Origin of the sequence: Chitinivorax sp. PXF-14, assembly GCF_040812015.1 — a bacterium.
Taxonomy (GTDB): Bacteria; Pseudomonadota; Gammaproteobacteria; order Burkholderiales; family SCOH01; genus JBFNXJ01.
The window spans coordinates 66094-92589 of the sequence record NZ_JBFNXJ010000017.1; the positions used below are offsets into that span (position 1 = coordinate 66094).

Consider the following 26496-nt stretch of genomic DNA (forward strand, 5'->3'; position numbering starts at 1 on the left):
CGCCTCCCCGTCACGCCAACGCGTCGAGCGCGAGCGACTCGATCCCGCGGGCACGGTCGATCTTCTCGGCCACCTTGAAGGCGGCATCCAGTTCGCCAATGCCGTACTGCTGCATCAACTGGTAGCGCTCTGCCTTCTCTTCCGGCTCGGTCTGGGCCAACGCCAAGTACAGGCTGGGCGGCACCGCGCGGAACAGCACTTCCATCGACTTGGACAGGATCACGCCCTCGCTGAACTTGCCGGCCTCCTTGCGGGCGGAGAGCATCAGCGCCTTCTGCGCCGGGTTCAGCTCGCGGAAGCGCGCGATCTTCTCCACCTCGTCCGGGGGCATCGACAGGCAGATCCACCACTCGATCATGTTGAGCATCGGTTCGGCCGCCTTGGGCAGGTCGTCGATGTTCTGGGTCGCCAGCCAGTACCAGGCGCCGAGCTTGCGCCACATCTTGGTGATCTTGACCACGTAGGGGGCGAGCAGCGGATTCTTGGTGATGATGTGCCCCTCGTCGGTGACGTTGATGATCGGCCGGCCGAGGAACTGGTCGCGCTCAGCGATGTTGTTCACCGTGTTGATGAGGCTGATGTAGGCGATCGAGAGCTGGGCGTTGTAGCCCTCGCGGGCGAAGGTCGCCAGGTCCACGATCGTGATGTCGGCCTCGGGCCAGGGCGTGCCGGGCCGATCGAACATTTCGCCGTCGACGCCTTGGCAGAACATGTCCATGGCGTCGGCCATCTCCAGCAGCCGGGTGCGCCGTGCCTCCGGCAACGTCGCATCGCGGGCGCGTTCGCGCAGCACATCGCGCACGTCGCGCGTGAGCACGGTGCGTTTCTCCGCCACGCAGCGCTGAGCCGCATCGAGAATGCACTGGCGGATCAGGCTGCGGTCGGCGCGCGTCATGCGCGCTTCTTCCTTGTCCTCGCCACCGGTGATCATCAGGCGCGCGGTGATCTCCAGCTCGCCGAGCACGTCGCGCTGTTCGTCAGCATCGGCGACACGCGCTGCCTCGTCGCGGTCCTCGTCCAGGTCATCGGCATCCAGCGTCTGCACCTGGCTGGGCGTCTCCACCAGGCGGTGTGCATCGGCAAACGGAGCGAGGCTGACCCCGGCGCCGGGGGCGAGCTTCACGCGATGCACTGTGAGGCCCAGCCGCGCGGCGAAATCGCCGAACAGGCCAAAGCTGTTGCCCGCCTCGACGATAAAGAGGCGCGGCCGGTAGATAGCCGTCACCTGGTTCAGGATGTTGTTGAGGGTCGCGCTCTTGCCCGAGCCGGTGGGGCCGAACAGGAACAGGTGCGCATTCATCTGCCGGTCGAGGCGATTCAAGGGATCGAAGGTGATGGGACCGCCGCCGCGGTTGAAGAAGGTGATGCCCGGATGCCCCGTCCCCTGGCTGCGCCCCCAGACCGGCGCGAGGTTCGCGGCATGTTGCGCGAACATGAGCTGGGTGTACCACTGGCGCTTGTCGAGGGCCGGGTCGAACACGCAGGGCAGCCAACGCAGGTAGCTGTTGAGCGGCGCCACCTCGTCTTCTTCGCGCACCGGTTGCAGACCGGCGTTGAGCATGACGTTGACCAGTTGCAGGCCCCGGGCGTCGAGCTGCGCCAGATCGCGCCCGCGCAGGTAGAACGCCAGCGCGCCGCGATAGAGCTTGTGCGCGCTGCCGATCAAGGTGCGCGCCTGCTGCACGTCCTGGCGGGTCTGCTCCGAAGCGAGGGTCTCGCCGACCGACTTCCTGCTCAGGTGGTTCAGGTACGCTTCCAGCACGTCCTGGGGCGTGGCAACGAGCGTGAGGCACATCACCGTGTCTTCCGGCATCTGGTCGAACAGCGCATTGACGGCATCACCGCCCTTGCGGGTCTCCCCGGTGATGTGGCCCGTTGGCGGAGGCATGCGCAGGCGGTCCATCACGACCACCCGGTGCGGCATGCCGTCGAAGAGCCAGGTGCCGTTGCCCACGTCCGAGCCCGGCTGGCCGAAGAACAGACGTTGCGCGAAGTCGCCGCTGGCCAGCTCGATTTCCCCCTCTTCCATCTCCTCGGGATAGCGGGTCAGCGCGTAGAAGCGCTCGCGATCTTCGGCGCCCGGCCCCAGCAGCGTCGGATGGGGGTTGAGCCACCGCAGCAGCCAGTCGTGGATGTCGGCGGCGTTCATGCGCCGCGCCTTCACGCCCGCGTTTGCGAGGCCGCCCACGAGCCGGTCGCAGATCGTCGCCAGCGCCTGCTCGGGGGACTGGCCGCGGCGGGGCGATGCGGAAATGGGCGTGCGCCGATAGACCACCATGCGCACGCGCCGAACCTGGCCGCGCCACTGCAGGCGCGTCACCGTGGTGTCCTCGAACAGGCCTCCGGGCTTGGCGATCGCGCGCAGGTGGTGGGTGAAGAAGCGCAGGTAGAACTCGCTGAAGGCGCTGCCCCGGGCGCGTGGCCGCACGTAGCTGGCCAGCCCGCGCAGATAGCCATCCCAGTTCGCCTCGTCCTGGGCGTAGAGCTGGACCACCCAGGGGTTCTCGTCGAGTTCGTCGAAGGAGTCCTGCAGGGCGTTCTCCAGCGCATCGCGCGCCTGCCACAGCCAGGTCAGTTCACGCCCCTCGGTGCCGACCGGCGCCAACTCGAAGAAGGCCGCCACCGACTGGCCGTCTTCCAGCAGCATGCACTTCGACTCGGTCAGGTATTCGACCCAGGGCAACAGATCGGCGAAGGACGGGGCCACCCCGTAGAGCGCCTGGGCGTCCGCCTCGGTGGCCGGCTTGCGGCGGCGGACGGCCAGCGCACTGCCGGGCTCGCTGATGCCATGCGTAGCCAGCATCGACACGTGCCGTGTCCAGGCGTCGTCGGCAGCTGCTTCTGCGCCGGCTGGGGTTTCGGCCTGGCGCGCCCGCAGGAAGGGAACGGACCAGGCCATCAATAGTCCTCCAACCGTTCGCCCGGCATGGCGTACTGCACTCGCTGGTAGAGCGGAAACACCGTGGTGTAGCCGGGCACCGGCACGGGGTCGGTGCCGGCCAGGTGGGGGAAGACGTACATCACCAGGTCCGGGTTCGGCAGCCGGTGGAACTGGCGGTAGATTTCGTTGGCCGCCGTGCGGGTGTAGGCCGCGTTATTCGCCGGCGCGGCCTGCGCGTCGGCCTCGGTCAGCGGCCGGCGCAGGCCCTGGCGCGCATCGAGCAGTTGCCGGGCAGGCTGGCCCCCGCCCGCGCTGCCGCCGGTCTCCTGGTTCCAGACATCTAGCATGGTGTGATCGCCATGCGGCAGCACCTTGTCCTTGCTGGTGGCACAGCCGCCCAGCGCCGTGGCCACGAGCATGGCCACGACCGTATCAGTCCAGTTCCGACGCATGGGCTTCTCCGATGCGGTGATTGACCCGGCGCCCCTTGGCGTCGTAGTCGATGTTGAGGGGCTGCTCCAGATGGACGGCGACCTTCGCGCCGGGCTGCACGTAGATGGCGGCGAAGGCCTGGCCGTAGAGCTTGTTGACCCAATCGGCCATGTCGCGCACGCCACCGGCCAGGATGCGGCCCATGGCTTCGTTGCCCGAGATGCCGACCGTGCCGAGCGAGCCGTTGCTGTTGGAGACGACGGCCACGCTGCCGTTGTCGGACTTGATGAGCGACGCAGCGCCGGCACCGGCCGCGGTGATCAGCGCCTGCGAGCCGAGGTACTGCTGGGCGTTGCTGCGCCGCTCGCCGGAGACGCAGGGAATGCCGTAGGGATCGCTGATCCAGCCCAGGCCGCCCTGAGTGGCACTGCCGCCCGCGCCGTTGCCGCCGGTTTGGCCGCCGTTGCCACCCTGGCTGCGCGCGCCGTTCTCCGGCACGGTGCGGATGGTCCCGTCATGGAACACGAAGGTCACGCTGCGGATCTGGCCGCGCACGCACGAGAGCGTCCAGTCGCCCGAGGCGGTGCCGCTGACCACGGCGCCGGCCACGTCAGGGATGTCGATGCCGTTGGCGGTGAGGTTGTCCGGCCCGATCAGCACCTTGAAGGGGTACGGGTCGTTCACTGTGCCGTCGATCGGCACGCGCCCGATCAGCGCCGTCATGGCAATCGACCCCATTAGCGTCGAGTTCGACGGCACCGTATAGACCGGCTTGGCGGGAGCGTCTACCGCGCGGCTGCCCGCATCGGCGACGGTGCTCGCAACGCTGTCGGCCGTATTGCTCAGGGTCTTCTGCGCGGGTCCGAAGCTGGTGGGAAATGTTGGGCTGCTGCTTGCGCCGCTGTTCCTGGAGGGTTTGGCGTCGTCCGGCTCCACCCAGCGCGTGCCGCTGCTGCCGCGAGCAACGCTGCCCTGGCTGCCGCCGAAGTTCTTGCCGTCGCCTTCCTCCAGGCCCAGCCCGACGGGCAAATCGGCCTGGCCGCCCTTGCCGGTGAGGCCATCGAGGCGCCGCTGCAGGTCCTGCAGCAGACTCTGCGTCTGCTGGCGGTCGCTGGCGACCTGGTCACGGTCCTGCTGCAGGCGGCCGCGCTCGCCGTCCAGGGCGGTCTGGATGCGCTGGTCGACCGCGCTCTCGCGGGCACGCATGCGTTCGTTCTCGGCCTTCTGATTCTTGTTGTCGGTGAGCGCGGTCTGCAGCTCGTTGCGCAACTGCTTGACCTGGGCGACCAGCGTGGCAACGGTGTCGCGCGGTGTGTCGCCCTCGATGCCCAGAGCCTTCATCTCCTCGGGCGTGAGCGGATTGGCGGCGCCGGGTTGTGCGGGTTTGGCACCGCGGTCGCCCGAGAAGAGCTTGATGCCGACGAAGATCACCAGCAGCACCATCGGAATCAGCAGCCACTTGAGGAGGGGGTTACTCTTCATCGCGAGCGCCTCCTCCTTCGGCCTGGCCGGCCGCGGCTGCCGGCGGCAGATTCACCGCCGCGTCGATTGGCGCGACCTTCGGCAGCAGCGACTCGGCCAGGCCATGGCCACGGGTAACGAGGTAGACCACGGTGGTGTCGGCCGATTGGCCGGCGGGCCCCAGGGTCGCATGCTGGAAGGCCGCCGCGACGAAATCGCCTTGGAGCGCGCGCGGATCGAGGTTCAGCCAGCGTGCGGAGGTGTTGGTGAGTTTCACGGCCGTCACCCACTGGTCTTCGAGCCGCCACGCGGCCAGCGCCTGCGCACGCACCGGCAGCGTGAGCAGCAAGGTGTCCAGGGCCAGATTACGGCGCAGGTTTACACGGCCGATGCCGGCCACTGGCTCCACGGTCCGCAGCGGCGCATAGAGGTTCTGTGCCGCGTAGCGCGTCAACACCACGGGCACCGGGGTCGCGCGCCGCGCGGCTGCGCTGGCCGTGTCGCGGGGCTCCTCCTCGCCTGCGCTGGTGCCGGCCGGGTCGGCGGCGCGGGACGGCGGCCCGTCGCCCTCTACGATGCGCACGGGCTCCAGCGCGGGCTGGCCCGCCTTGGCCGGCTCGGCGGTGATGTCGAGCAGGATCAGCGCCCCGGATTCGGCGTCCTGCAGTTGCAGCCGCGACGGGGGAATCGGCTCGCTTGCGCGCAGGTAGATCGCACCGCCCGCGCTCTGCACCCGCAGGTGTGATCCGATGCTCTCCGGTACGCCGATGCGCATATTACGGTCGATGAAGATCACGCGCTCCTGGCCGACCACCAGGGGCACGGCCAGGGGCAGACGCTCCCAGCGCAGGATCTCCACGGCCTGGCTGGTGGAGACGAGCCCCATGCTGAGCAGGAAGCCGGCCAGGGCCGGCAGGACAAGGCGCTTCATGGGGCTCCTCCTTGCAAGTGGTTGGCTGCGGCGGGCTGGCTGGCCGGCGCAGGTGCTGGCGCCGGTTCAATGCGCTGCGGCGCGCTCGCATAGCAGTCCAGGGCCAGGCCGAAGGGGTTGTGCTCCGGATCGACATCCATGCGCTCGACCTTCAAGGCGTAGCGCACCAGTGCCCGCTTTACCTGCTCGGAGCCCAGGTACTCGTCGGCACTCACGTCGAGCGTGACGATCCAGTTGTTCGGCGACACGACCTGGACGCGCGACGTGGGATCGTCGCCGTAGCCACGGCCGGGAATCTCGTAGATGCCGCGCACGCGCTGGCGCAGCTCACCGTTGCTGCGCCGGAATTCGTAATCCTGCTGCAGGAAGGACCGGCAACTCGGCGTGAGGTAGGCGGACAGCGCCTTGAGGTTGCGCGGGTAGTCTTCCTCGCCGTTGGTTGGCCAGCGCTGGGCCTGCTGCCAGATGTAGAAGGTGAAGGCGTAGACGCTTTCCGGAGGCACGTCCCACCACTTTCGGGTGCTGCCCGAGCGCAGGTCCGGGGGCACGTGGATGGTCAGGCTCTTCGGCGCGCTCCACCAGCCGAACCCGAGCAGCAGCGCCACGACGAAGAGCGCGGCAGCGCCGAGGCGCAAGGTCTTGACGTGCGCCTGCAGGTGCATGACTTCGTTCTTGAACCGGCTCACTGTACGACCCTCCCGTCACTGCGTGACATCCTCCCCGAGGGAGCATGGGCAGCACCTCGACGGATGGACGCGGAAGACCGGTGGCGCCGCGTGGCCCACCATCCCGAGCGCGTGATGAGCTGCCGTCCCCCCGCGTGGGCCGCCAGCGCGGGATAGCGCAGCGCGAGCCGCCACTGGAGCTGGCGGTACAGCCAGGTGTCGGGCCGGCTGCGCTTCTGCCGGCGCAGGAAGCCGCCACCCACAAAGACGCCGATCCCGACGCCGGCGACGACCAGCGTCGGCACCATGGCGATGCTCTGGGTCAGCCAAGCCAATGGCACGCCGCTCAGGAAGCCGGCCACGGCCGACAGACTGGCGCAGATCCACAACTCGTCGGCGGTCAGTCCGCGCACGACCACCGGGTGGCGGTTCAGGCGATGCGGCAGGAAGGTCACGAGCCCGTCGCGCGGACTCTCCGGGGCGCCGGCCATCGGTGCCGGCTCTCAGAGCACGCCGGTGGCCTTGGTCAGCAGCCAGATGCCGACGACCAGCAGGATGGCGCCCACCGCCACCGTGAGGCCGAACTGGCCCCAGGTGGCGCGGCCGGTGTGGATTTCGGCATAGCGTGTATAGGCGTGGTAGCAGACACCGACGAACATCGAAGCGACCACGAGCAGCGCGATCAGCAGCACGATGTCGTAGCCGTAGTTCTGCAGTGTCTGCATGATGCCGCTGCCCGCGCCGCGCGACGGGTCCTCCATGGTCGGCAGGCCGGCAGCGGACGAAGCCAGCGGCGTGGCCGCGATGGCCAGCGGAGCGAGTACGGCGGCAATGCGCGCGGCGCGATGAGAAGTCGAAGAAGGGTTCATGGCGATTCAACCTTTCGTAGTGGTCAGGACAGGAGGAAAAAACTCAGCACCAGGTACATCGCGACGAAGCGCACAACAACGCCGAGGAACTGGCGCTGGGTCAGTCGGTTCTCGGCCCAACCGACATAGGCGGTACGCATCGCCCACACGCCCCACAGCAGCAGGACGGCGAAGACGAAGCCGAGAACGACGGTGGAGACGGTCGCGGGCGTGAAACCGCCGTTGGCCTGGAAGGCGGCGACCTGATCGGCGGAGGGCGTCATGGCAACGGCTCCTGCCGTTCATCGCGGCGGACGTAGTCGCCGGTCAGCGGCACGGGGTCGCGCGGCTGGGCGCGCGGCGGGACGAGGTAGTCCTGCACGCCGGCGCGGACGCGCTTGAGGTCGGTGCGCAGCCGGGCGTAGTCGAAGTGGTAGCGGGCACGTTCCCGCGGCGCGTAGTTGGCGGCGTGTTCGACCAGGCGGTCGGTCAGGTCGAGTTGACGTGCGAGTGCTGCGAGGCGCTCACGCTCCGGCGTGTCATCACCGGCATGGACGGGACGCGGGAGCGAGAACGAGACGGCCAATGCCAATGGCAGTACTGCCATCGAGCGAAGCCATATGGATGTGCGTCGGCAGGTCTGTCCCATCGTGCCATTCCCTGTGAAGCGAATGGCGTTGATGCTGCGGCTGGCGCTGGGCGAGCGCCGCAGGGAATGGGAACTCCTGCACCACCGGATTGATGAGACTTCGGTTCCTGCTCCAGGCCGAAGGCATAGCGATCTTTCGCTGGCTCGGGTTCGTCCCGAACGAAGTGTTCGTGTCAGCCCTTTGCGTTTATTTCGTTTTTCGATTGCTTCGCATAAAATGCGCCGTCATGCATTTCAACTGCCTGAGACTCCCATGAACACTTCAGTCCAAACCCGGATGAAGCTGCCCGACGAACGGGAAGTGCAAATGGCTTTGCAGGGGCTGCGCGCTCTTGTGCCCTGCCTTTCCGGCCGGCGCAAAACCCAGCGCATACAGGTCTTCGATGAAAGGAGCCAGGCCCACGAGGTGGAGTTGCCCACTTTGGCACTGCGTCTGCTGGAGGAGGTGCTCGCCGGGCTTGCCGGCGGCAATGCGATCAAGGTCGTGCCGATACATGCCGAGCTGACTACACAGGAGGCTGCCGACCTGCTCAACGTGTCCAGACCCCATCTGATCAAGCTTCTGGAGGAAGGAGAGCTGCCATTCCACTGGACAGGCAAGCATCGCCGTGTGCGGCTTGCAGACCTGATGCAGTTCAGGGAGACGCGGGAACGCTCCAGCGAACAGGCCTTGGACGAGTTGAGTCGCCAGGCCCAGGAACTGGGGATGGGTTACTAATGAATCTTTCCGCGACGGGAGCTGCGAGCCCTGCGCTCAATGACGGATATTCAAGAGGGTAAGGCATGCCAGTTCCCATAATCGATCTCTTTGCGGGTCCGGGAGGGCTCGGCGAGGGATTTGCCTCTCTGAGGGGCCACAAGAAGCAGCCATTCTTCGAGATCGGACTTTCCATCGAAAAGGACGCTGTTGCACATCGCACGCTCACGCTCAGGGCAGTGTTCAGGCGCCTGCGCGGCTGCAAGGACGTCAAGCACTACTACAGCTACATACGGGGCGAGATCGATGAGGCAACTTTCCGCGGAATTCCTGCCGTGGCCAGTGCCTTCGAGCATGCTGCCGCCGAGGCGAGGTGCCTGGAGCTGGGAAAGGCCGATGAAGCCAGCATCGACAGGGAAATCCGTGCTGCACTGAAGGGGCAGGAAACATGGGTGCTGATCGGCGGCCCGCCCTGCCAGGCCTATTCCCTGGCAGGACGCTCCCGACGCGCCAACGACAAGGACTTTCACAAGGACGTAAAGCACTTTCTCTACAGGGAGTACCTGAGGATCATCCAGGTGCACAAGCCCACCATCTTCGTGATGGAGAACGTCAAGGGGTTGCTCTCTTCGAAGCACTCCGGCAACCCGATGTTCGAGAAGATCATTGCGGATCTGTCGGCACCTGCCGAGGGCCTCGAGTATGAAATCCGCTCCTTCACCAAGAGGCGGGACAGTGGTTCGCTGGAGCCCACCGACTACATCATCCATTCGGAGCGCTATGGGATACCACAGAGCCGGCATCGGGTGATCCTGCTTGGGGTAAGGAAGGGGTTGGGCATGCCGCAACATCAGTTGCTGACGCCCATATCCAGGCCTGTCACCGTCAGGCAAACCATTGACGATCTCCCCCGAATCCGCAGCCGACTGTCGCGAGGCGACTCATTGGAGGCCTGGCGCAAGGCTGTTCAGGCTGCCCCGTCTTACGTCAGGGGATGGCGGACAGAAAACGAGTCCACCATGATCGAAACGATGCGTGCCTTTGCCGCTGCGGCAACAAGCACCACGACCGGAGGGGCCTTCATTTCACGGAACTACAGAAGGCCGAGGAAGCCGACCGAACTTGAGCAGTGGCTGCATGACCGCAGCCTGGGCGGAGTCTGCCAGCATGAGGCACGCGCGCACATGGCATCTGACCTCGCCCGCTATCTTTTCTCGGCCAGCTTTGCTCATCTGTGGGGGTATTTCCCTCGGCTGGACATGTTTCCCCCCAAGCTGCTTCCCGATCACATCAATGTGCACGCAGAACGGGAATCCGAGGCCATCCCGTTCAAGGATCGGTTCCGGGTGCAATGCAGGAACGAACCGGCCTCCACGGTGGTGGCACACATTGCCAAGGACGGCCACTACTACATTCATTACGACCCCTCCCAGTGCAGGAGCCTCACGGTCAGGGAGGCTGCACGGCTCCAGACATTCCCCGACAACTATTTCTTCGCGGGCAACCGCACGGAGCAGTACACCCAGGTCGGCAATGCCGTGCCTCCACTGCTTGCCCACAAGCTGGCCGGGATCGTGCGCAGCCTCCTGAACGAGATGCGCAGAAGGAAGCGAAGGCAAGCGAGCGGTTCTGTACAGACGAGGCTGGCGGGGAACAAGTGGCGGAACCCGCCCCACGAGATTCAGGTTCCGATGCTTGCCGAAGTTGATTAGCCAGTGGTCTGAGCAATCACCAGAACATCCTCATTGCCATGCAGCCACTTCTCAACCGTTTGTGCAGTGTCCTCGACCGAATGCTTCAGGGCGCATTCCCAGATGACAGCCACGCGCCAGCCAAGAGCGTGGAGCATCTCCGCATGGCGCCTGTCGCGATCGACATTCCCCTGGAATTTCTGCCGCCAGAACTCCTCGTTGGTCCTGGGCGTGGTTGTGTAGCGGCAGCCCTCATGCCGGTGCCAGAAACAACCGTGGACGAACACCACCGCCCTGTGCTTCGGGAACACAAGGTCGGGGGAACCGGGCAGCTTCCGCACATGAAGCCGATATCGAAACCCTCTGGCGAAAAGAAGGGAGCGAAGCGTTCGTTCCGGCCAGGTGTTCTTTCCGCGAATGCTCGACATCATCCGGCTGCGCTGCGGAGTGGTCGGGACACGCATGGTCTTGAAGGCATTCCGCCTGGATGTCTGCAGAAACAGCAGCTCCGCGCGTCTGCCAGGAAATCCGAACGAATGAAGGCAGCGCACGAGGCTATGTTGGGGAGCTTAGCATGCGGCTGATTCACGAGAAATCGCGATAGGGAGATTGATGGCTCGCGAACACAAGCATCCACCGAGTGCTGCCTGCCTTTCGGCGTCGATGAGGGATCTCGGTTACTCGCTCGAGACGGCCATCGCCGATCTGATCGACAACAGCATTTCCGCCGATGCGGACACCATCGACACCATCTGCGACGTGTCCGGTGAGCAGCCCGTGGTGGTCATCCTCGACAATGGCAGAGGCATGACAGAGGTCGAGTTGCTGGATGCAATGCGCCATGGGACCGGCAACCCTCGGCAGGATCGGTCGCCGCAGGATCTCGGGCGCTTTGGACTTGGCCTGAAGACAGCCTCGTTTTCCCAGTGCCGTTCGCTGACGGTCGTGAGCACAAGGGACGGCGCCATCTGCGGAGCCGAGTGGAATCTCGATTGCATCGATGCCGCCGACGACTGGATCCTGTCCATCCTGGACGAAGTGGACATCCGTGGGTTGCCCTATGTCGAACGACTCGGCAGCCGAGGTACAGCCGTCATCTGGAGGAAGCTCGACCGGTTGATGGAGGATGAGGCCGGGGATCGTCGGGACGAGATCGTCAACGAGAAGCTGGAAGCCGTGGGCAGACATCTGTCTCTTGTCTTCCATCGATTCCTCTCGGGCGAGGTCAAGGGACATCCCAGGATTTCGCTCACCATCAACGGTCACCCGATCGCGGCATTCGACCCTTTCTGCAGAAAGAATCCAGCCACTCAGGTACTTCCGGAGGAGATCGTCCGCATCGGCGAGGCCGAGGTGCGCCTGCAGCCCTATGTCCTGCCACACCACAGTCGCCTGTCTGCGTCCGAGTATGACTATTACCAGGATCGCAGTGATTTCATCTCCAATCAGGGCGGCTACGTCTATCGAAACGGTCGCCTGATGGCCTGGGGCGACTGGTTCAGACTGGTGCCGAAGGGCGAGGCCACCAAGCTGGCGCGGGTTCAGATCGACTTCCCCAACAGCCTGGACGAAGCCTGGACCATCGACATCAAGAAGTCGCGCGCCCGCCCGCCGCATGCCGTACGCGAGCGCCTGCGCCAGATCATCGCCAGGATCACCGGTCGCAGCGTGACGGTACATCGAGGGCGGGGGCAGAAGCTGTTTCAGGAAAGTCGGGCTCCGTTCTGGGAGCGCTATGTCGATCATGACCGCATCCGCTTCGCAATCAATGGGCAGCACCCGCTCATCGCATCCCTTGTCACAAGACTCTCGCAAGAGGATGCCGATCTGCTTCGCGTCCTGCTCGATTCGATTGCCGCTTCCCTGCCGGTGGAGATGATCTATTCCGATTACTCGACCCATCCACGCGAGGTCAACCAGAAGTCGATGGATGAAAGCCAGGCTCTGGAGCGACTGAAGAGCCTCCGGCAGGCGCTCTATGGCGATGGGCCAGGCGATCCGAGTGCCTTTCTCCAGATTGTCCGCTCGACGCATCTTTTCGATGCCCAGATTGAGTTGGCCGAAAAATTCACCAGCGAGGCCTTTGCATGAGCATCACAGTCATCACTGAAGAACGGAATATCGCCAACGCGCTCATCTCGGGCCTGGCCAACATGACCGAGACGCCGACGCGCGAACAGGTGGAAGAGAAGGCGAAACAGATAGCCACGATATTTGGCTTTACGGGCGACCTCCGCAATATCGTTACCGAGGCGATGATCTCGGTCGACACGCGCATGGGGGCCGGCGTTTCGCTGGTGGATGTCGCTGCGAAGCATGACGATCAGTGGGTCCACAAGCGTGAGGACATCGCCTGGACTTATGCGGATTCCTATGGCAACTTCCTTCTCAAGGAAGGCTGGCCCCCGCGGATGGTCCAGTCGCTGAGCGACGTGACGACCCGCATTCTCGGCCACCTGCAGGATCCGTTGAGCGACGGGACGACCTGGAACCGTCGCGGCCTTGTCATCGGCCATGTGCAGTCGGGCAAGACAGCCAACTACACCGGCCTGATAGCACGCGCAGCCGATGCCGGCTACAAGTTCATCATCGTCATTGCCGGGATTCACAACAATCTGCGCAAGCAGACGCAGCAACGCATAGACGAAGCCTTCATCGGTCGCTCAAGCGATCCCGAGGACCGTCGAAATATCGGCGTCGGCCTCGCGCCAGGATATCCGCATCCGGCAACGCTCACCAACGTCAACGAGGATTTCAACAAGAACACGGCTGCCAAGAGCGGCTGGAAGATCAACGACTTCAGCAAGCCGATCATTCTGGTCATCAAGAAGAACGTCACGACGCTCACGGCACTGCACAAGTGGCTGCCTGCTCAATGAGCATGTGAGCTCCATGGACCGAACCAAGTTGCAGAAACCAGATGCACTTGACCACCGAGTCCACTGCAACGTGACCACACGTTCCACATCTACTTGACCGATCGGACCAGGGTACGACGCCAGTTGTAATTGCCAATGCGTGGCGATGCCCCCCACCTCAGGCACATTTCAGTTCTATGGCGGGGCTACTTTGTGGAGACGAAGCCGCTATGTCATCAAGCGGTGTTCGGACTGAAAAAGACAGGTAACTGGGGACTTCCTTGATCACTCAGCTTGACAGGCTTGCCACCGATTCGACCACTCAACTATGAGATTTGGCGCGCTGGATTGGTGCGTGTCAGCGACCAATATCGAGCCACTTCCTTGCTTGGTACAGGGACGCGAAAAGTCGGTTTGACCAGTGGCAAATTGAAGTCAGACTAGATGCTGCTTTTCCACCCGCAGCCGTTGAACGACTTTCGCCACCAAGAGCGGACGTTGGAAAACATCGCTGGGGCCGTTTGTGACCCCGTACTCCCGCCTCAGCCAACATGGATTTGGGGGTTGAACCGCCCGGTTGGATCCACCGTATTTAGTAGTTGTTCACCGACGCTTCCTCATGGGGACGTGGTAGAACCACCAAGAGAAGGGGACTTCGACATAGTCGTAGTCCTCGGTGTAACGACCTTCTTGGTCGAGTGCACGGCTAGCACGTTGCACACAAAACGCTCACCGGCGTTTCGAGCGCTGACCGCAGTCAGCACATACTGCACGACGAACATCACGGCACCGACCCACATGGCCTTCAGGCTTGCATCGGCGATAAATAGACCGAGCGGCGCGATGACCGTGAGCGGCAGCGACAGCGCGGCCATATCGCGGTACATAAGGAAGTCTTTCTGAGCGTAAGCCACCTCAGGAATTGTCTCGACCTGTTTGTACAGTTTGTACCACTTCGAGTTCTGTTCTTTAGGCTCGTCCGTCCATGCACCGGCGTTCTTCTTTAGCTGAACCATGTCCACACGGTGATCTGCCGGCCCGTATTTCGTGAACGCCTCGCATCCCGGCAGCCAGCCGTAGGGTTTCCAGTACACGAGCATGGCCTTGAAGTTCGATGACATCACGTTCATCAGCAGGAGCACGACAATCGGCAACACTGCAGCGCCGAGCGCGCGATATACGCCGAGCTGCGTAGTGGTGGCGCTGGTGATTAGCTCGGGCGCAACGAAGAGGGCTAGTACGATGGCATCAGCCGTCGCGAGAGCTACGTGCCAAGCGAAGTTTAGCGACTTCAAGGATCGTTCAGTGCCTCTCATCCGTGGTACTCCGTGTCGATGGTGTAGCCCTGATCATCCACGTCGATTACGATCCAGCCGTCCCTGCGTGTCGTTAGCACGTGCCTATCCTTCATTGTTGTTCGCACTCGTACACCACCTTGCCGGACTACCTTGCGGTAGTCCGGCACCATCTCTTGCGTCTTGTACACCTTGCGCTTGTCGGAGATCACCACACACGAAGGAGTGAAGTACTTGAAAATGTCTTCGCAGTATCCGCTCTCGCGTCCGTGGTGCGACGCCATCAGGATCTCAGTGTCTGACAGTTCAGCCCGGAAGTCAGCCCGTTGTAGCAAGGCGGCCCAGCCTGGTTTTTCCAGATCGCCGGGGAATAGCATCTTGAAGTTCGCGTACTTGATGAACGTTGAGAAGCTCAGGTTGTTCGTGTCCTTGAACTGGCCGTACCCACTGCCATACGAGTTGTAGAACGCTTTGTATGTGATGCCATTCATGCTGGTGTTAAACGGTGCGGTGACATTCTCGGTGAATGTGCCGAGCGCGTTCACGTACCATGTGGCATCTTTGGTGAGTGGGCCACTCACTAGCTTAATGCGGCGCATCTCCTCTCTGGTGTACGTCGGATTTCGTAGCAGTGTGACTACTTGAATGCCGGCGTCTTCCAAACCTTTCAAGTCGGACATGTGGTCTTGGTCAGCGTTGGTGATGAAGAGGTAGTCGAGCTTGTCGCGGCCCATTGCCTTGATTGCAGTACTCGGCTTGAAGTCAGCCGATGAGCCGGAATCGATCATGGCAATTCGGCCACCAATCTCGTGGTTCAGGCCAACTTTGGTCACGTGTTGGAGCATCACGCAGCATCCGTGCTCGACATCTTCCACCCGTATTCGCATAAACCCTGGCATCCTCACCTCACCGCGACACCAGCGTCGGCAACGCTAAAAGCAGTCCGGTGACCAAGCGGACATCGCGCAAGCATAAACCTTTGAACTGATCAACAGTGCTTGTCATGTGAAGTCAGGCCTGTACCGTCAATGCATCGATATAAGGTTGGATTTCATCGCGATTCTTGAGCGTGATTTGCTGCGCGAGCGGGTCCGGCGCTTCCTTGGTATGCAAGCCCAGACGCCTCAGCGTGTAGTACAGAAACGCTTGGCGGCATGGAAGTTTGACCTGCCCGTCTTCCATGCCGTAGTCCAGCTCCAAGACTCGCTTCTTGGCCGGGGGCAATTCAGGGTGCGGCGTAAGGACCAGCATCAGCACAGTATGCCAATGCGCATCCTGGCTGAAGTCCACTTCACTTGGCTCGAAACCGTCGATGCGAAGGATACGGGCAAGAACAAAATCGCTGAAGCGTTGGCGCTTGTGGCAAAACGCGCGCACGTGCCAACGAAAACCGTCGTTGCCAAGGGCGTGCGGTGACAGCATGCGAATCGATTCGTCCAGGGACGTCATGGACTGGTAGCTCACCCGAATGGCTTCCCGCTGCCGGATTGCCCGAACCACCGCTTCGACGGTCTGCTCATTGATCGTGCGCCAAGGGGAAGGTGCCCAATCTGTCTCTGGCGCAGAGCCGATGAAGCTGGCAGCCGGTTCGACAACCCCCATCTTGGTTGCAAGCAACTCTGCCAGATAGCGCTGTGCCGAGCTTCGTTGATACAGCGGCTGGAAGCCCGGCGCAGCCGTGTAGGTCCTGGAGCTGCGGTCGTAGACCAAATTGCCCGGTGCCAACTCTGTGTACTTGGCAATGTCCAGTGAAGCCTGGGGAACAGAGATGCCGAAGTGCTCAGTGAGATCCATTCGATTGATGCGCCGCTCCCAGCGCAAACGGAAATCGATGAATTGAAGTCTGCTCTCCAACCCCCAACTTAATCCCTTGGGTTCAGTGGGCTCGGCGGCAGTGACAGGGGACTCTTGCATCAATATCGCCTAAAAAGTAGACGGGCGTAAAAAATAGTCGTATATTAACTATACGCGATCATCCTTCGGTCGTCTACCCGGAGACTCCCATGCCCACCACCATCACGTTTTTCCCCGTCGATAACGGGGACATGACGCTCATCAAGTTCGGCGACCTCGACGCAACGACGCTGCTGATCGACATCAACATCCGGCAGGACGCCGACGACCCCGGAAAGGACGTGCGCGACGTTGCCAAGGACTTGCGCGAGCGGCTGAAAAAGGATGAGAACGGTAGGCCATACGTCGATGCCTTCCTGTTGAGCCACCCGGACCAAGACCATTGCCGAGGCCTGACGCGGCATTTCCACCTGGGGCCGCTGGACAAGTATCCGGATGACAAGAAGGACGACAAGGACAAGAAGATCGTGATCCGCGAGATGTGGTCGTCCCCGATCGTGTTTCGACGCGCCAGCAAGACGCACACCTTGAGCGACGACGCCAAGGCATTCAACACGGAGGCGCGTCGGCGCGTACAGCTGAACCGCGACAAGAATTTCGCCGTCGGAAACGGTGACCGCATCCAGATCATGGGCGAAGACATCGACGGAAAAACCGATGACCTCACCTCGATTGTGCGGAAGGTGGACACGCGCTTCTCGACGATCAATGGCAAGAGTTCTGCATTCTTCTCTGCGTTTCTTTTGGCACCCCTGGATGCCCAGGACGACGAAGAAGAGGAAGAGTGCCTGGTCAAGAACCAGTCCAGCGTGATCCTGAACATCACATTGGCCGCTGATGCACAGACGCCGGATGGCGCGAAGTTCCTTACTGGTGGCGATGCCGAGGTATTCATCTGGAACCGCCAGTGGCAGCGCCACAAGGCCGAAGCCGATGTGCTTGGGTACGACATCATGCAGGCACCGCATCACTGTTCCTGGCATTCGCTGTCCTATGACAGTTGGTCGGACTACCGTGAAAAGGCCAAACTCGATGCCGATGCCCGCAAGGCGCTTTCGCAGACCCGCGACGGCGCCGTTATCGTCGCCAGTTGCAAGCCGATCGCAGACGACGACAGCGATCCGCCCTGCATCCGCGCAAAGCGTGAGTACGTAGCAATCGTGGACGAAGCAAAAGGCGAGTTCTACTGCACGGGCGAATATCCGAGCGAAAAGTCCGTGGAGCCCCTCGTTTTCACCGTCACCGCTCAGGGTGTGCAGCCACCCTCGAAGAAGGAAGCCGGATCGAAGGCCGCCGCCGTCATCACCTCCGCGCGCACGCCCATGCCGCACGGGGCATCATGACCGGCACCATCGCGGACGCACTGCATCAACTTCAGCGGCATCGAGGCCTTGTCCGCGTTGGCGAGCCAAGGAAAAGTGGTGAATCGACGCTGATTGAAGTCGATGTTGCTGTTGAACTGCCGAGCAGGTCTCGGCGCAATGGCGTATCCGAGACCGGAGTGCGCTCGGTCGAGACATGCGTTCTGGTATTCGGCCGTGGCTGGCCCATGTCCGCACCCAAGCCTTTTTTGCGTGCGGACTTCCCGCTCAACTTGCCGCACATCAATCCCCATCGTGAAGGCGAGTTGGTCTCGCCTTGCCTGTTCGAGGGGTCGTTGGACGAGCTGCTGCATCGATTTGGTCTGGACGCCATTGTCGATCAGTTGATCGTTTGGCTGCACAAGGCCGCAGCCGGGACGTTGCTGGACCTTGAACAGGGGTGGGAGCCGACGCGGCGAGACAGTTGTCCTTCGACCGTGGTATTCAGTGCCGAAAAGGTCGCTGCCGCTGCTCCCGCTGATGGCACGATTTTGGTAGTCCCCGCAGGCTACGTGACGATTGATGGCGGTCTGTACGCCATCGTCAACGCCGAACTGACCGCGCAAGTCGATCTTGTGTTTTCCCAAGACGTTCACAACGACAAGCTGGGTAAATGGGGGAATGGACATGTTGCGGCCTTCATCGCACGCGCTCCAATGACCGGGGGGCATCCGCATGTGGTTGGCCACTATCAACCAGAGACGGTTGTCGATCTCGCGACGTTGCTCGATCGAGCAGGGGAACTCGGCATCGATCGCGATGCTTTGACCCAGGGTTTAGACGGCTACTACGGGCGCTCGATCCTGGACACGCAGCAGGACTCGCGTGGCTGGGTGCATGGCTTGTACGCGATTGTGATTCTGGCTGTACAAAGGCCTGCGTCGCTGGTGGGTTCCCCAGGGAGAAGTGTCGAGGTATTGCCCTACGTGGTGCGCTATGAACTGAACGCTCAATCGCTCTTGGAGCGAAACGCCACGGTTCACCCGGCATTTCACGCGCATGCGTTGTCTCCCGAATTGCTGGCTAGGACGTCCGGCATTCCATCCGCTGCCACATCGCAGTCCCTGGTCGTGCTTGGCTGCGGAAGTCTTGGCTCGAAAATTGCCATGCAACTGGGGCGAGCAGGTTTCGGCTCAATGACTTTCATCGATAACGAATCCATGTCGCCTCACAATGCAGCGCGGCATGCGCTCATTGAGCGGGCGTCGGTGCTGGTCCCGCCACGGAAGTCCGCGCTGATGAAGACGGCCTTTGAATCGCTGTCGCATCCTCAGTCGCGGGCGTTCGACATTGATGCAGTGACTCTCCTGGTCGATTCAGCACAGTTTGCGGCAACCGTTCCGCAGGATGCGGCTCTCATTGTGGATACTACGGCATCGCTTCAGGTGCTGGCCGCCGAATCACAATCAGCGGCACTGAATCAATCCCCTGCTCGGCTGGCTCGGGTCGTGATGTACGGTCAGGGGCGCTGTGTTGCGGTTCTGCTCGAAGGAGCTGGTCGCGCCGGCCGGGTTGATGACCTCACGGCCTTTTTGTTCGAGTGCTGCAGGTTTGTGCCGGAACTGCGTGCCTCGATTGCCGGTGATACGTCTGAGCCGACGCGCATCTTTGTGGGCGACAACTGCCGTTCACTGACGATGCCAATGTCCGATGCCGTTGTTTCGCGTTCTGCATCTCTGGCCGGGTTGCAACTGGAGCGCTGGCTCGTTGATGGGCTTCCGAAGGAGGCGACGCTTTGCGCCGGAGTCTCGGATGCCGAAGGCCTCGGCATGGCATGGACCCGCAGCAGTCTTGGCCCGACCACTGTGCTCGAGGTGGCAGACGACGGTGGCTGGAGCATTCGGATTCTGTACCCGGTTGCGCAAGCGATCCATGCTGATGCGCTGCACTGGGGCGCACGGGAAACAGGTGGGGCCTTGGTCGGTCGCATCTCATTTGAAAATCGAACCATCACCATTGCGGGCCTTGTTGAAGCCCCGCCCGATAGCGTTCGAGAAGCCGCTCGCTTCGTCCTCGGAACCAATGGGCTTGTTCAAAACTTGCGCGCCGCAAACGCGGTCTCTTTGGGGTATCTCGCTTTTATCGGCACCTGGCACAGTCACCCAAAAGGCGGCGCACATTCGGGCATAGACCGAAATACATTGCGAGGCATCGCGGAGGATGCAGGCGGTCTTCCCGCCGTGTCGTTGGTATGGACTCCGACGGGACTCACGTGTGCGGTTGATCGCTGGTAAATACGGAGCTACCGGCTCTTAACTGGCGTAACGCAAGAAAATTGGTTTGGCTCGTGCCCATCAAGATGCAAGATATGCAGTTCCATGATGACACGCTTCGCCAACCAGCGCGGTCTTTGCATGGTTCCACATGGACTACTGCAATCGTTGTAAGAGTGCCTTTGGCTGAGGTGAAGCGACGGAATTTGACACCCGCTCTTGCAGGACTCCCATCCCCTACCAACTGCTTGCTTTAAGAAACTACAAGGATTTGGCGGGCAAAGCCTCAAGGCAGCAGCGCAACTTCTCCCTCAGTTCCTGTTGGACATCGGGGTTGGACAAGCCTGTAGTGCCATCGCATGCAACCAGATTTTGCAAACAGGAGTCTGGCCAACCTTCCAAATCGTCATCGAGAGCTATCCACTGCCGGGGTTTTCTGCGCTGAGCGTCTTGTTGAACTTGCACCCCCCGGGGGGTGGAGCGGAACATGGACAGGTTCCAGGGGTCCACACCATGCACACGCCCGTGGTACGTTCCACCAATAAACCGAACACGCAAGGAGGCCGGAAGGCGTTTTAGGGTTGCGCTGTATCCGGGACGGATGCACCAGGTGCTACTGAGTACCAAAGCGACTGTTGGGTAAGGTTCAAGAACCGACTCCAGGATAGGAACCCATTCGAAAAGAGCATGTCCTACAGCCTCATACGGGCTCATGTAGATACCCTTGCTGGGATGCCAGAGTACTTTTTCGTGGTGGACCACACCATCAAGGTCCAAATACAGAACGACGTCCGCACTGCGCGGAGTAGATGCCGGGAGATATGGGGAATTCTGGCCAGGGGGCATTGCCGTAGGGGTTTTGCTTGGTGCTATTTGGTCTTCGGGGACGACGGGATGGCCAGAGCGAGCTCAGGTCATTCAAACTAACTCCCTCGGGATGATGGTGCGATCCCCGGTGTTAAGCGGCAGATTTTGGCCTTGGCCGATGGTTGGTCAGATGGAAAGGCTCCATTGGTCACGTTGCTAGCAATGATGGTCAAGGTGCTGAAAACACTGTACTCGCTGGCAAACCAGCACCCTGACCACCATTACATCGCTTGCATCCGCTTTGCGGCGCGAAGCTTCCGCATGGATTCTCCCTTTAGCTGCAGCCGATGAGCTTGATGAACAACCCTGTCAAGAATCGCGTCGGCAATTGTCGGATCAGGAAATAGCCCATGCCATTGATCTGTCGGGTACTGGCTCGTAATCAAGATGGAACCGGACCGCATGCGTCTATCTACAACGTCCAACAGCACGTGAGCAGCTTGTGCGTTCAGGTTGCCGATGCCAAAGTCATCCAAGATGAGCAACTGCGGCTTGATCAGCGCCGCCTTTAACTTTGGCAAGGAGCCATCGAGCATCGCAGAGCCAATATCTGCGTACAGATCAGAGGCTCGGTAAAACACTACCGAGAGCTTGAGCCTGCAGGCCTGGGTTCCGAACGCGCATGCCAGCCACGTTTTCCCGACTCCTGTCGCGCCCAGGATGATGAGGTTCTGGTGACGATGAATCCACTCACAACTAGATAGCGATGAAACGAGGGAGCGATCAAGCTGCCGACTAGCACGCGAGTCCAGGTCTTCGAGGTTTGCTGGCTCAGGAAGTGCTGCGCCTTTAATCAAGCGCTTCAACTTTTTGTTTTCGCGCTCTGCCCACTCCCTTTCAACCAGCATGCCGAGCCTGTCTTCAAAGCTGAACTGCTGTAAGGATGGCGTGTCCATTTGAGTGCTCAAAGCGTCAGCCATGGCTCCCATGCGCAACTCCCGCAGGCGTGTGATGGTCTGATGAATGCCACTCATGGATTGCCTCCGTAGTAGGAAGGTCCGCGCAGATTTTCATGTTGTGCGACAGGTGAAATTAGTGGGGGCGCCTGCCGGTCCGGTTGATTGCGAAAGATTGACTGAATGCTTCGTAGCGCCGTGATGTTTAACGGCAGCGAGTATGAGCAAACCTCTTCAAGACGAGACTCCCCATGCAGTCGCGCCAACTCGCGGAGTCGCTTGGCCGCGCGAATGCCATTCACCATGTCAGAGCGGTCTTGCAAATGGTGGCTCAGCATGGCGTGCGTATTCGCACCGACGGTCTTTGCCCATTCAAGGAGGGCTTTAGGTTCAGCGTCAAGCACGCGTTGGTGTGCGATCGGGCGATGTTCCTGCAAGGTGACCATCGCGACGGAAGTCAGTTCCAATGCATGAAATGCCACCCGCTTACCCGACTCAAAAATTTCGAGCGTCTTTTCTGTGAATCTAGTATCGACCTTCTTCCCAATCAGATGGTACGGGACAGAGTAAAAGACCCCCCCATGTTCGACGTGGTAGTCGGCGTTGACGCGAATAGAGCGTTTCCAGTGGCATGGTTCAAATGCTGCGCTCGGCAGGGGTTTCAATGCAGCTTCCTCGACCTCTTTGAATCGCTGAATGCGGCTGCCTGTCATTTTTTTGAATGGATGCGCATTCATGTCGGCAGTGAGCCGCCGTAGCTCTTGATTGAGCTCTTCGTAGCTGAAAAACACCCGGTCTCTCAAACGGAACAGCACCCAACGCTGCGCTATCTGAACGCCCACCTCAACCTTCCCTTTGTCCTGGGGCTTCCGCGCTCTGGTGGGCAGCACCGCCGAGTCATAGTGAGCGAGGCATTCGCGATATGCTGGATTCAAATCAATGTGGTCGCGGCCTCGCCGAAGCACTGCGGATTTCAGGTTGTCACAGACAATCCACTGGGGCACTCCGCCCAATGCAGAAAAGCAGTTGATATGACACTGCTGCCAGTGTTCAACCTTTTGGCTCGGAACTGCTTCCAGATAGGTGAGATTTGAGTAGCCGAGGACGGCCACAAAAATCTGTGCAAATGAGGATGGCCCTCCATGGGGGTCTCGAACCTCTACTGTTCTGCCCGCGAAGTCCACAAATAGTTTGTCGCCGGGAGCATGGTGCTGCCGCATGACTATGTGTAGTGACCTTCGCCAACGTCGATAGTGTTCTGTGAAAGCGCTATAGCCGACCCCATCGGGGCACCCCTCGCGCCACTCGCACCAGATGACCTCCAGCGTGCCGTCCTCGCGCTGCATTTGTTCGTGGACCCAGTTCCAATCGGGAGTGATCTTTTTCTGAGCCACCGATTTGTCATGGTTGTTAAGTACCGATCTCCACTGATGATCATCGAGCAAGGACAGCTCGGGCCAGAGTCGGCCACTCTCCGCCAAGACCTGCCTGAGAGCTTTGACGCTGTTGTGCGAAACGCCAACCATCCTGCCGATTGCTCGGCTGGATTGGCGTTTGTCGTAAAAATGAAGGCGAGCGATCTCTCGCTGCAAATGAATTGAAAGCCTCAAGGGCATGCTCCTGGATGTACTGCGCGATGAGACGCGCATGGGACGGGGTCACCCAATCACGCCTGCTATTGACGAGCAAGCGTGTCTGTCCGATACTCCAGCACACAAGTACGTACTTGACTGGCTAACGGCTAGTTGCAAAAGCCTGAGGTTGCCGCCTCAGGCTTTTGTCTTTTTGGATGACGGGAATTGGGGTACGGGTTCTTGAATTCGGGCTGAACTCTCCTCTCTCTATCTACTTTTGGGTTCAACAGGACCCTCTGAACGCATGCTGCGTCTGGGTCTTGACGGCTAGGCGCCAGAACTGTGTGGCCGATTCATTGCGTGTGCAGTTCACGCCCCATCTCACTGCGATACGCGGGAATCCCTGTTGCTAAGTCATCGTTTGACCCTGAACGATGAGATCTGTTTGGTGCAGTGTTTTGAGACGACACATCGCGATGCTTCCATAGCCATTGGGCGATGTCCGTCGCTGCTGCAAATCTGCCCCTGCGGCCTGCCAACTCGAACGTGTGCACAGGCAATCTATTGCGTTGATGCGCTTTCCTAAAAGCATCTTGTGAACGGTAAGGGACACTTCCACATGATGATTCGTTGACCCACGTGGAGGCTCGAACTGCTGGGTCGGTTCGCTTAAGGTATTGGCGTGATTTGCCCTTGTGGCAAATCATGTCCCCCGACCTCCCTCCAATCTCAGGTCTGCACCAAGTTATTGAGCAGATGCCGAGGAATATTCGCAAGATCCTCCTCCACGATACGGACCCAGCTCGCGAAAGTCGCTTTCATCACACTATTCCTGGCAGATCGCAGATCCTGGCCGTGCGAAACCAGCGTTCCCTGGATGCATTCATAGCGCTGGTGTGTCTTGCACGCAAAGGTGAAGTGCTGGAGAACGATCCCCTCCACTTCTTGCCGGCAGCATGTGCTTATGAGATTTTTCCCAGAATTTTGTACTCTCATAGGCCGCTCCGGTACCGATGGGAAGGGCTTTTTGAATGTCTTCATAAAGTGCTCTGGTGCCGCGTTTACTCCAACGGCGCCTCGTGCCGTTTCCCTATTGAGACGGTTCGCCGTAGTCTTGCTGTACTTGACGCTGACCCTGCATCCACTCTGCCGAACTTGACCGGTTTGCGAGTCGCAATTAGTTCGTAGCGCAACTGAACACAATGACTTCTTTTCTTGGGACTTAGCGCTTTAAAAATATGTCAAAAAGAAAAGACAGCCGCAGCAGCACAAGGCATGCACCGCAGTTTTCGGGATTGATCCGGCCGAATGGTCGAATCTGGGTGTCAGCCGAGCAGTTCTACAGAGCAGCAGAGCAGATTTGGACAACCGAGGGCGTCGACCTGAATACATTTGTCTTCCCGCTCATCGTCAACTATGCGCTCTGTGCTGAACTCAGCTTGAAGGCCGCAGAAGGTGGGGCAGTAGGTGGTGGCCTGACCCCGGACGGTCTTGTGAAGGCTGCCAAGATCATGTCCACGGCACATGGGCACAACTTATCGGATGTGTTTGCGTCTCTTGAACTGCCCACACAGGCTGCCATTGAGTCAGCGTTCCTGGCCATGTCAGGAGAACAGCTAGCACCGCTTCTTACCAAGTGCTCGAACTACTTCATTCAAGCCCGCTATGCCTACGAACAGATCGGCGGCAGCTATGACTTGACAGGCGTTCGCACACTCGCGAAGGGCTTGCTTGATGCCATCAAAGCCTTCGGCACCAAGAATCTGTGAGCGAAGCGCTCATCAATATTGGCGCGTCGGTTCGCCCCGTAGTCAGGCTAGGTGCCGCCCCAGTTGTCCCCAAACACCTGCGCCTGCCGCAGCACCAAGTCCACAGCCTCTTCCTGCAAGTCCGGCGGGTACTTGTACTTACGCAAGACCCGCTTGACCATCAGCCGCAGCTTGGCCCGCACGCTCTCACGCTCAGACCAGTCCACCGTTAGGTTCTGGCGCAGGTTCTCGGTCAGCTCGTGGGCGATCTTCTTGAGGGTTTCGTCGGTAAGCTCTCGGACCGCCGATTCATTGGTGGCCAGGGCGTCGTAGAACCGCACCTCGTCTTCGGAGAGGCCCAGCAATTCGCCCCGGCTGGCTGCCTCCCGGAACTTCTTGGCCATCTCGACCAGTTCTTCCATCACCTGCGCGGTTTCAATCGAGCGGTTCTGATAGCGCTTGATCACGTTGCCCAGCAGGTCGGAGAACTTCTTTTCCTGCACCACGTTGCTGCCGAAGCGACTCTTGATTTCGCCTTCGAGCAGGCGTTCGAGCAGTTCCACCGCCAGGTTCTTCTCGGGCAGGTTCTTCACCTGGGCCAGGAATTCGTCATCCAGCAGCCCAATGTTGGGTTTGTCCAGGCCCACGGCATCAAAGATGTCCACCACCTGGTCGGACACGACGGCGTTGCTGATGATTTGGCGGATAGCCTCGTCGCGCTGTTCGTCGGTGCGCTTCTTGGCGGTGATGTCCCGCTTGGTCAGAATGACCTTCACGGCCTGCATGAAGGCGACTTCCTCCCGCACTGCCTTGGCTTCGTCCAGTGTGCAGCACAGGGAGAAGGCTTGGGTCAGTGCCAGCGTGGTGTCGGCAAATCGGCGTTTGCCATCCTTGCCGCCTTCTTCACGCAGGCCCAAGATATGGTTGGCAGCTCTGGCCAGGGTTTGGTGGCCCCCGGTGAGGAAGTCGCTGTAATCGCAGCCATGCAGCATGGATTGCAGGACATCGAGCTTTTCCATGAGGACGCTGTACGCCTCGCGGGCATCCACGGTGGGAGTACCCCGGCCTTTGCTGGCGGTGTACTCCTTCATGGCGGCTTTCAGCTCGTTGCCAATGCCGATGTAGTCCACCACCAGGCCGCCTTGCTTGCCCTTGAAGACGCGGTTCACGCGGGCGATGGCCTGCATGAGGTTGTGGCCCTTCATGGGCTTGTCTACGTACAGGGTGTGCACGCAGGGGGCGTCGAAGCCGGTGAGCCACATGTCGCGCACGATCACCAGGCGCAGTGGGTCGGCGGGGTCTTTGAAGCGCTTTTCCAAGCGCTTTTTGACCTTGCCGTCATAGATGTGGGGGCGCAGAAGGGCTTTGTCGCTGGCTGAGCCGGTCATCACAATCTTGATGGCGCCTTTCTCGGGGTCTGGGTCGTGCCAGTCGGGGCGCAGCTTGATGATCTCGTTGTACAGGTGAACGCAGATTTCACGGCTCATGGCTACTACCATGGCTTTGCCCGATTGGGCGGTACTGCGCTCTTCAAAGTGCGCCACCAGGTCAGCGGCCACGCTGGCCACACGGGGT

23 protein-coding genes and 1 pseudogene are annotated in these 26496 nt (G+C 60.9%); 7 read left to right on the plus strand and 17 right to left on the minus strand.

Going from position 1 to position 26496, the window contains the following annotated elements; genetic code table 11:
* Positions 1-10: 10 nt before the first annotated feature.
* Genes ABWL39_RS17845 through ABWL39_RS17885 form a run of 9 tightly spaced genes read right to left on the minus strand, consistent with a single transcriptional unit; the run spans position 11 to position 7867 of the window.
* Positions 11-2899 (minus strand): conjugative transfer ATPase, encoded by a 2889-nt coding sequence (locus ABWL39_RS17845; protein ID WP_367794489.1) that lies wholly within the window; start codon positions 2897-2899, stop codon positions 11-13.
* Positions 2899-3333, minus strand: a complete 435-nt coding sequence (locus tag ABWL39_RS17850; RefSeq protein ID WP_367794492.1) for a TIGR03751 family conjugal transfer lipoprotein — start codon at positions 3331-3333, stop codon at positions 2899-2901. Before ABWL39_RS17850 ends, ABWL39_RS17845 begins: the two co-directional genes overlap by 1 nt.
* The gene (locus ABWL39_RS17855) at positions 3314-4795 is read right to left on the minus strand and encodes a TIGR03752 family integrating conjugative element protein (RefSeq protein WP_367794495.1); all 1482 of its coding nucleotides are present in this window, start codon (positions 4793-4795) and stop codon (positions 3314-3316) included. Before ABWL39_RS17855 ends, ABWL39_RS17850 begins: the two co-directional genes overlap by 20 nt.
* The gene (locus tag ABWL39_RS17860; protein ID WP_367794498.1) at positions 4785-5705 is read right to left on the minus strand and encodes a TIGR03749 family integrating conjugative element protein; all 921 of its coding nucleotides are present in this window, start codon (positions 5703-5705) and stop codon (positions 4785-4787) included. The genes ABWL39_RS17855 and ABWL39_RS17860 overlap by 11 nt, the downstream gene beginning before the upstream one ends.
* Positions 5702-6391 (minus strand): PFL_4703 family integrating conjugative element protein, encoded by a 690-nt coding sequence (locus ABWL39_RS17865; RefSeq protein ID WP_367794501.1) that lies wholly within the window; start codon positions 6389-6391, stop codon positions 5702-5704. The genes ABWL39_RS17860 and ABWL39_RS17865 overlap by 4 nt, the downstream gene beginning before the upstream one ends.
* Complete coding sequence (locus ABWL39_RS17870) at positions 6388-6861, minus strand: TIGR03750 family conjugal transfer protein (protein ID WP_367794504.1); 474 nt, start codon at positions 6859-6861, stop codon at positions 6388-6390. The genes ABWL39_RS17865 and ABWL39_RS17870 overlap by 4 nt, the downstream gene beginning before the upstream one ends.
* Before the next feature lie 12 nt (positions 6862-6873).
* Positions 6874-7239 carry a TIGR03745 family integrating conjugative element membrane protein gene (locus ABWL39_RS17875; RefSeq protein ID WP_367794507.1) on the minus strand — a complete coding sequence of 122 codons (366 nt, stop codon included), beginning with the start codon at positions 7237-7239 and terminating at the stop codon, positions 6874-6876.
* A gap of 23 nt (positions 7240-7262) precedes the next feature.
* On the minus strand, positions 7263-7502 hold the full coding sequence (locus ABWL39_RS17880; protein WP_050417904.1) for a TIGR03758 family integrating conjugative element protein: 240 nt from the start codon (positions 7500-7502) through the stop codon (positions 7263-7265).
* Positions 7499-7867 (minus strand): RAQPRD family integrative conjugative element protein, encoded by a 369-nt coding sequence (locus ABWL39_RS17885; protein WP_367794511.1) that lies wholly within the window; start codon positions 7865-7867, stop codon positions 7499-7501. Before ABWL39_RS17885 ends, ABWL39_RS17880 begins: the two co-directional genes overlap by 4 nt.
* 253 nt (positions 7868-8120) lie before the next feature.
* Between ABWL39_RS17885 and ABWL39_RS17890 the strand changes: the two genes are divergently transcribed.
* Complete coding sequence (locus ABWL39_RS17890; RefSeq protein ID WP_367794551.1) at positions 8121-8585, plus strand: helix-turn-helix domain-containing protein; 465 nt, start codon at positions 8121-8123, stop codon at positions 8583-8585.
* Positions 8586-8650: 65 nt separating this feature from the next.
* Positions 8651-10276, plus strand: coding sequence for a DNA cytosine methyltransferase (locus ABWL39_RS17895; protein WP_367794514.1), 1626 nt, complete (start codon positions 8651-8653; stop codon positions 10274-10276).
* On the opposite strand, the gene ABWL39_RS17900 is transcribed toward ABWL39_RS17895, so the two are convergent.
* Positions 10273-10719: a very short patch repair endonuclease gene (locus tag ABWL39_RS17900; protein WP_367794517.1), complete on the minus strand. Its 447-nt coding sequence runs from the start codon at positions 10717-10719 to the stop codon at positions 10273-10275. The two genes, ABWL39_RS17895 and ABWL39_RS17900, sit on opposite strands and share 4 nt — an antisense overlap.
* A gap of 148 nt (positions 10720-10867) precedes the next feature.
* Here ABWL39_RS17900 and ABWL39_RS17905 point away from each other — a divergent pair, with 148 nt between their 5' ends.
* The gene (locus ABWL39_RS17905; protein WP_367794520.1) at positions 10868-12346 is read left to right on the plus strand and encodes an ATP-binding protein; all 1479 of its coding nucleotides are present in this window, start codon (positions 10868-10870) and stop codon (positions 12344-12346) included.
* Positions 12343-13122, plus strand: a pseudogene (locus tag ABWL39_RS17910) (endonuclease); the annotation flags it as partial. The gene ABWL39_RS17905 and the pseudogene ABWL39_RS17910, both read left to right, overlap by 4 nt.
* 608 nt (positions 13123-13730) lie before the next feature.
* Here ABWL39_RS17910 and ABWL39_RS17915 read toward each other — a convergent pair.
* From ABWL39_RS17915 to ABWL39_RS17925, 3 genes are all read right to left on the minus strand, one after another.
* Entirely contained in the window at positions 13731-14408 is a 678-nt protein-coding gene (locus ABWL39_RS17915) for a hypothetical protein (RefSeq protein ID WP_367794523.1), read from the minus strand.
* A gap of 17 nt (positions 14409-14425) precedes the next feature.
* Positions 14426-15253 carry a ComEC/Rec2 family competence protein gene (locus ABWL39_RS17920; protein ID WP_367794554.1) on the minus strand — a complete coding sequence of 276 codons (828 nt, stop codon included), beginning with the start codon at positions 15251-15253 and terminating at the stop codon, positions 14426-14428.
* Positions 15254-15419: 166 nt separating this feature from the next.
* Complete coding sequence (locus ABWL39_RS17925; RefSeq protein ID WP_367794526.1) at positions 15420-16322, minus strand: WYL domain-containing protein; 903 nt, start codon at positions 16320-16322, stop codon at positions 15420-15422.
* 89 nt (positions 16323-16411) lie between these two features.
* On the opposite strand from ABWL39_RS17925, the gene ABWL39_RS17930 reads away from it, so the two are divergent.
* Both ABWL39_RS17930 and ABWL39_RS17935 read left to right on the plus strand, forming a co-directional pair.
* Positions 16412-17605, plus strand: coding sequence for a metallohydrolase (locus ABWL39_RS17930; RefSeq protein WP_367794529.1), 1194 nt, complete (start codon positions 16412-16414; stop codon positions 17603-17605).
* On the plus strand, positions 17602-19857 hold the full coding sequence (locus ABWL39_RS17935) for a ThiF family adenylyltransferase (RefSeq protein WP_367794532.1): 2256 nt from the start codon (positions 17602-17604) through the stop codon (positions 19855-19857). The genes ABWL39_RS17930 and ABWL39_RS17935 overlap by 4 nt, the downstream gene beginning before the upstream one ends.
* Before the next feature lie 240 nt (positions 19858-20097).
* On the opposite strand, the gene ABWL39_RS17940 is transcribed toward ABWL39_RS17935, so the two are convergent.
* From ABWL39_RS17940 to istA, 3 genes are all read right to left on the minus strand, one after another.
* On the minus strand, positions 20098-20682 hold the full coding sequence (locus ABWL39_RS17940) for an HAD domain-containing protein (RefSeq protein WP_367794535.1): 585 nt from the start codon (positions 20680-20682) through the stop codon (positions 20098-20100).
* Between the two features lie 242 nt (positions 20683-20924).
* On the minus strand, positions 20925-21677 hold the full coding sequence (gene istB / locus ABWL39_RS17945) for an IS21-like element helper ATPase IstB (protein WP_367794538.1): 753 nt from the start codon (positions 21675-21677) through the stop codon (positions 20925-20927).
* A complete protein-coding gene (gene istA, locus ABWL39_RS17950; RefSeq protein ID WP_367794542.1) occupies positions 21674-23209 on the minus strand; it encodes an IS21 family transposase in 1536 nt (511 codons plus the stop codon). The genes istB and istA overlap by 4 nt, the downstream gene beginning before the upstream one ends.
* Positions 23210-24411: 1202 nt before the next feature.
* Between istA and ABWL39_RS17955 the strand changes: the two genes are divergently transcribed.
* Complete coding sequence (locus ABWL39_RS17955) at positions 24412-24942, plus strand: hypothetical protein (RefSeq protein ID WP_367794545.1); 531 nt, start codon at positions 24412-24414, stop codon at positions 24940-24942.
* Between the two features lie 47 nt (positions 24943-24989).
* On the opposite strand, the gene ABWL39_RS17960 is transcribed toward ABWL39_RS17955, so the two are convergent.
* The coding region (locus ABWL39_RS17960; RefSeq protein WP_367794548.1) for a type I restriction enzyme endonuclease domain-containing protein at positions 24990-26496 on the minus strand (1507 nt) is incomplete at its 5' end.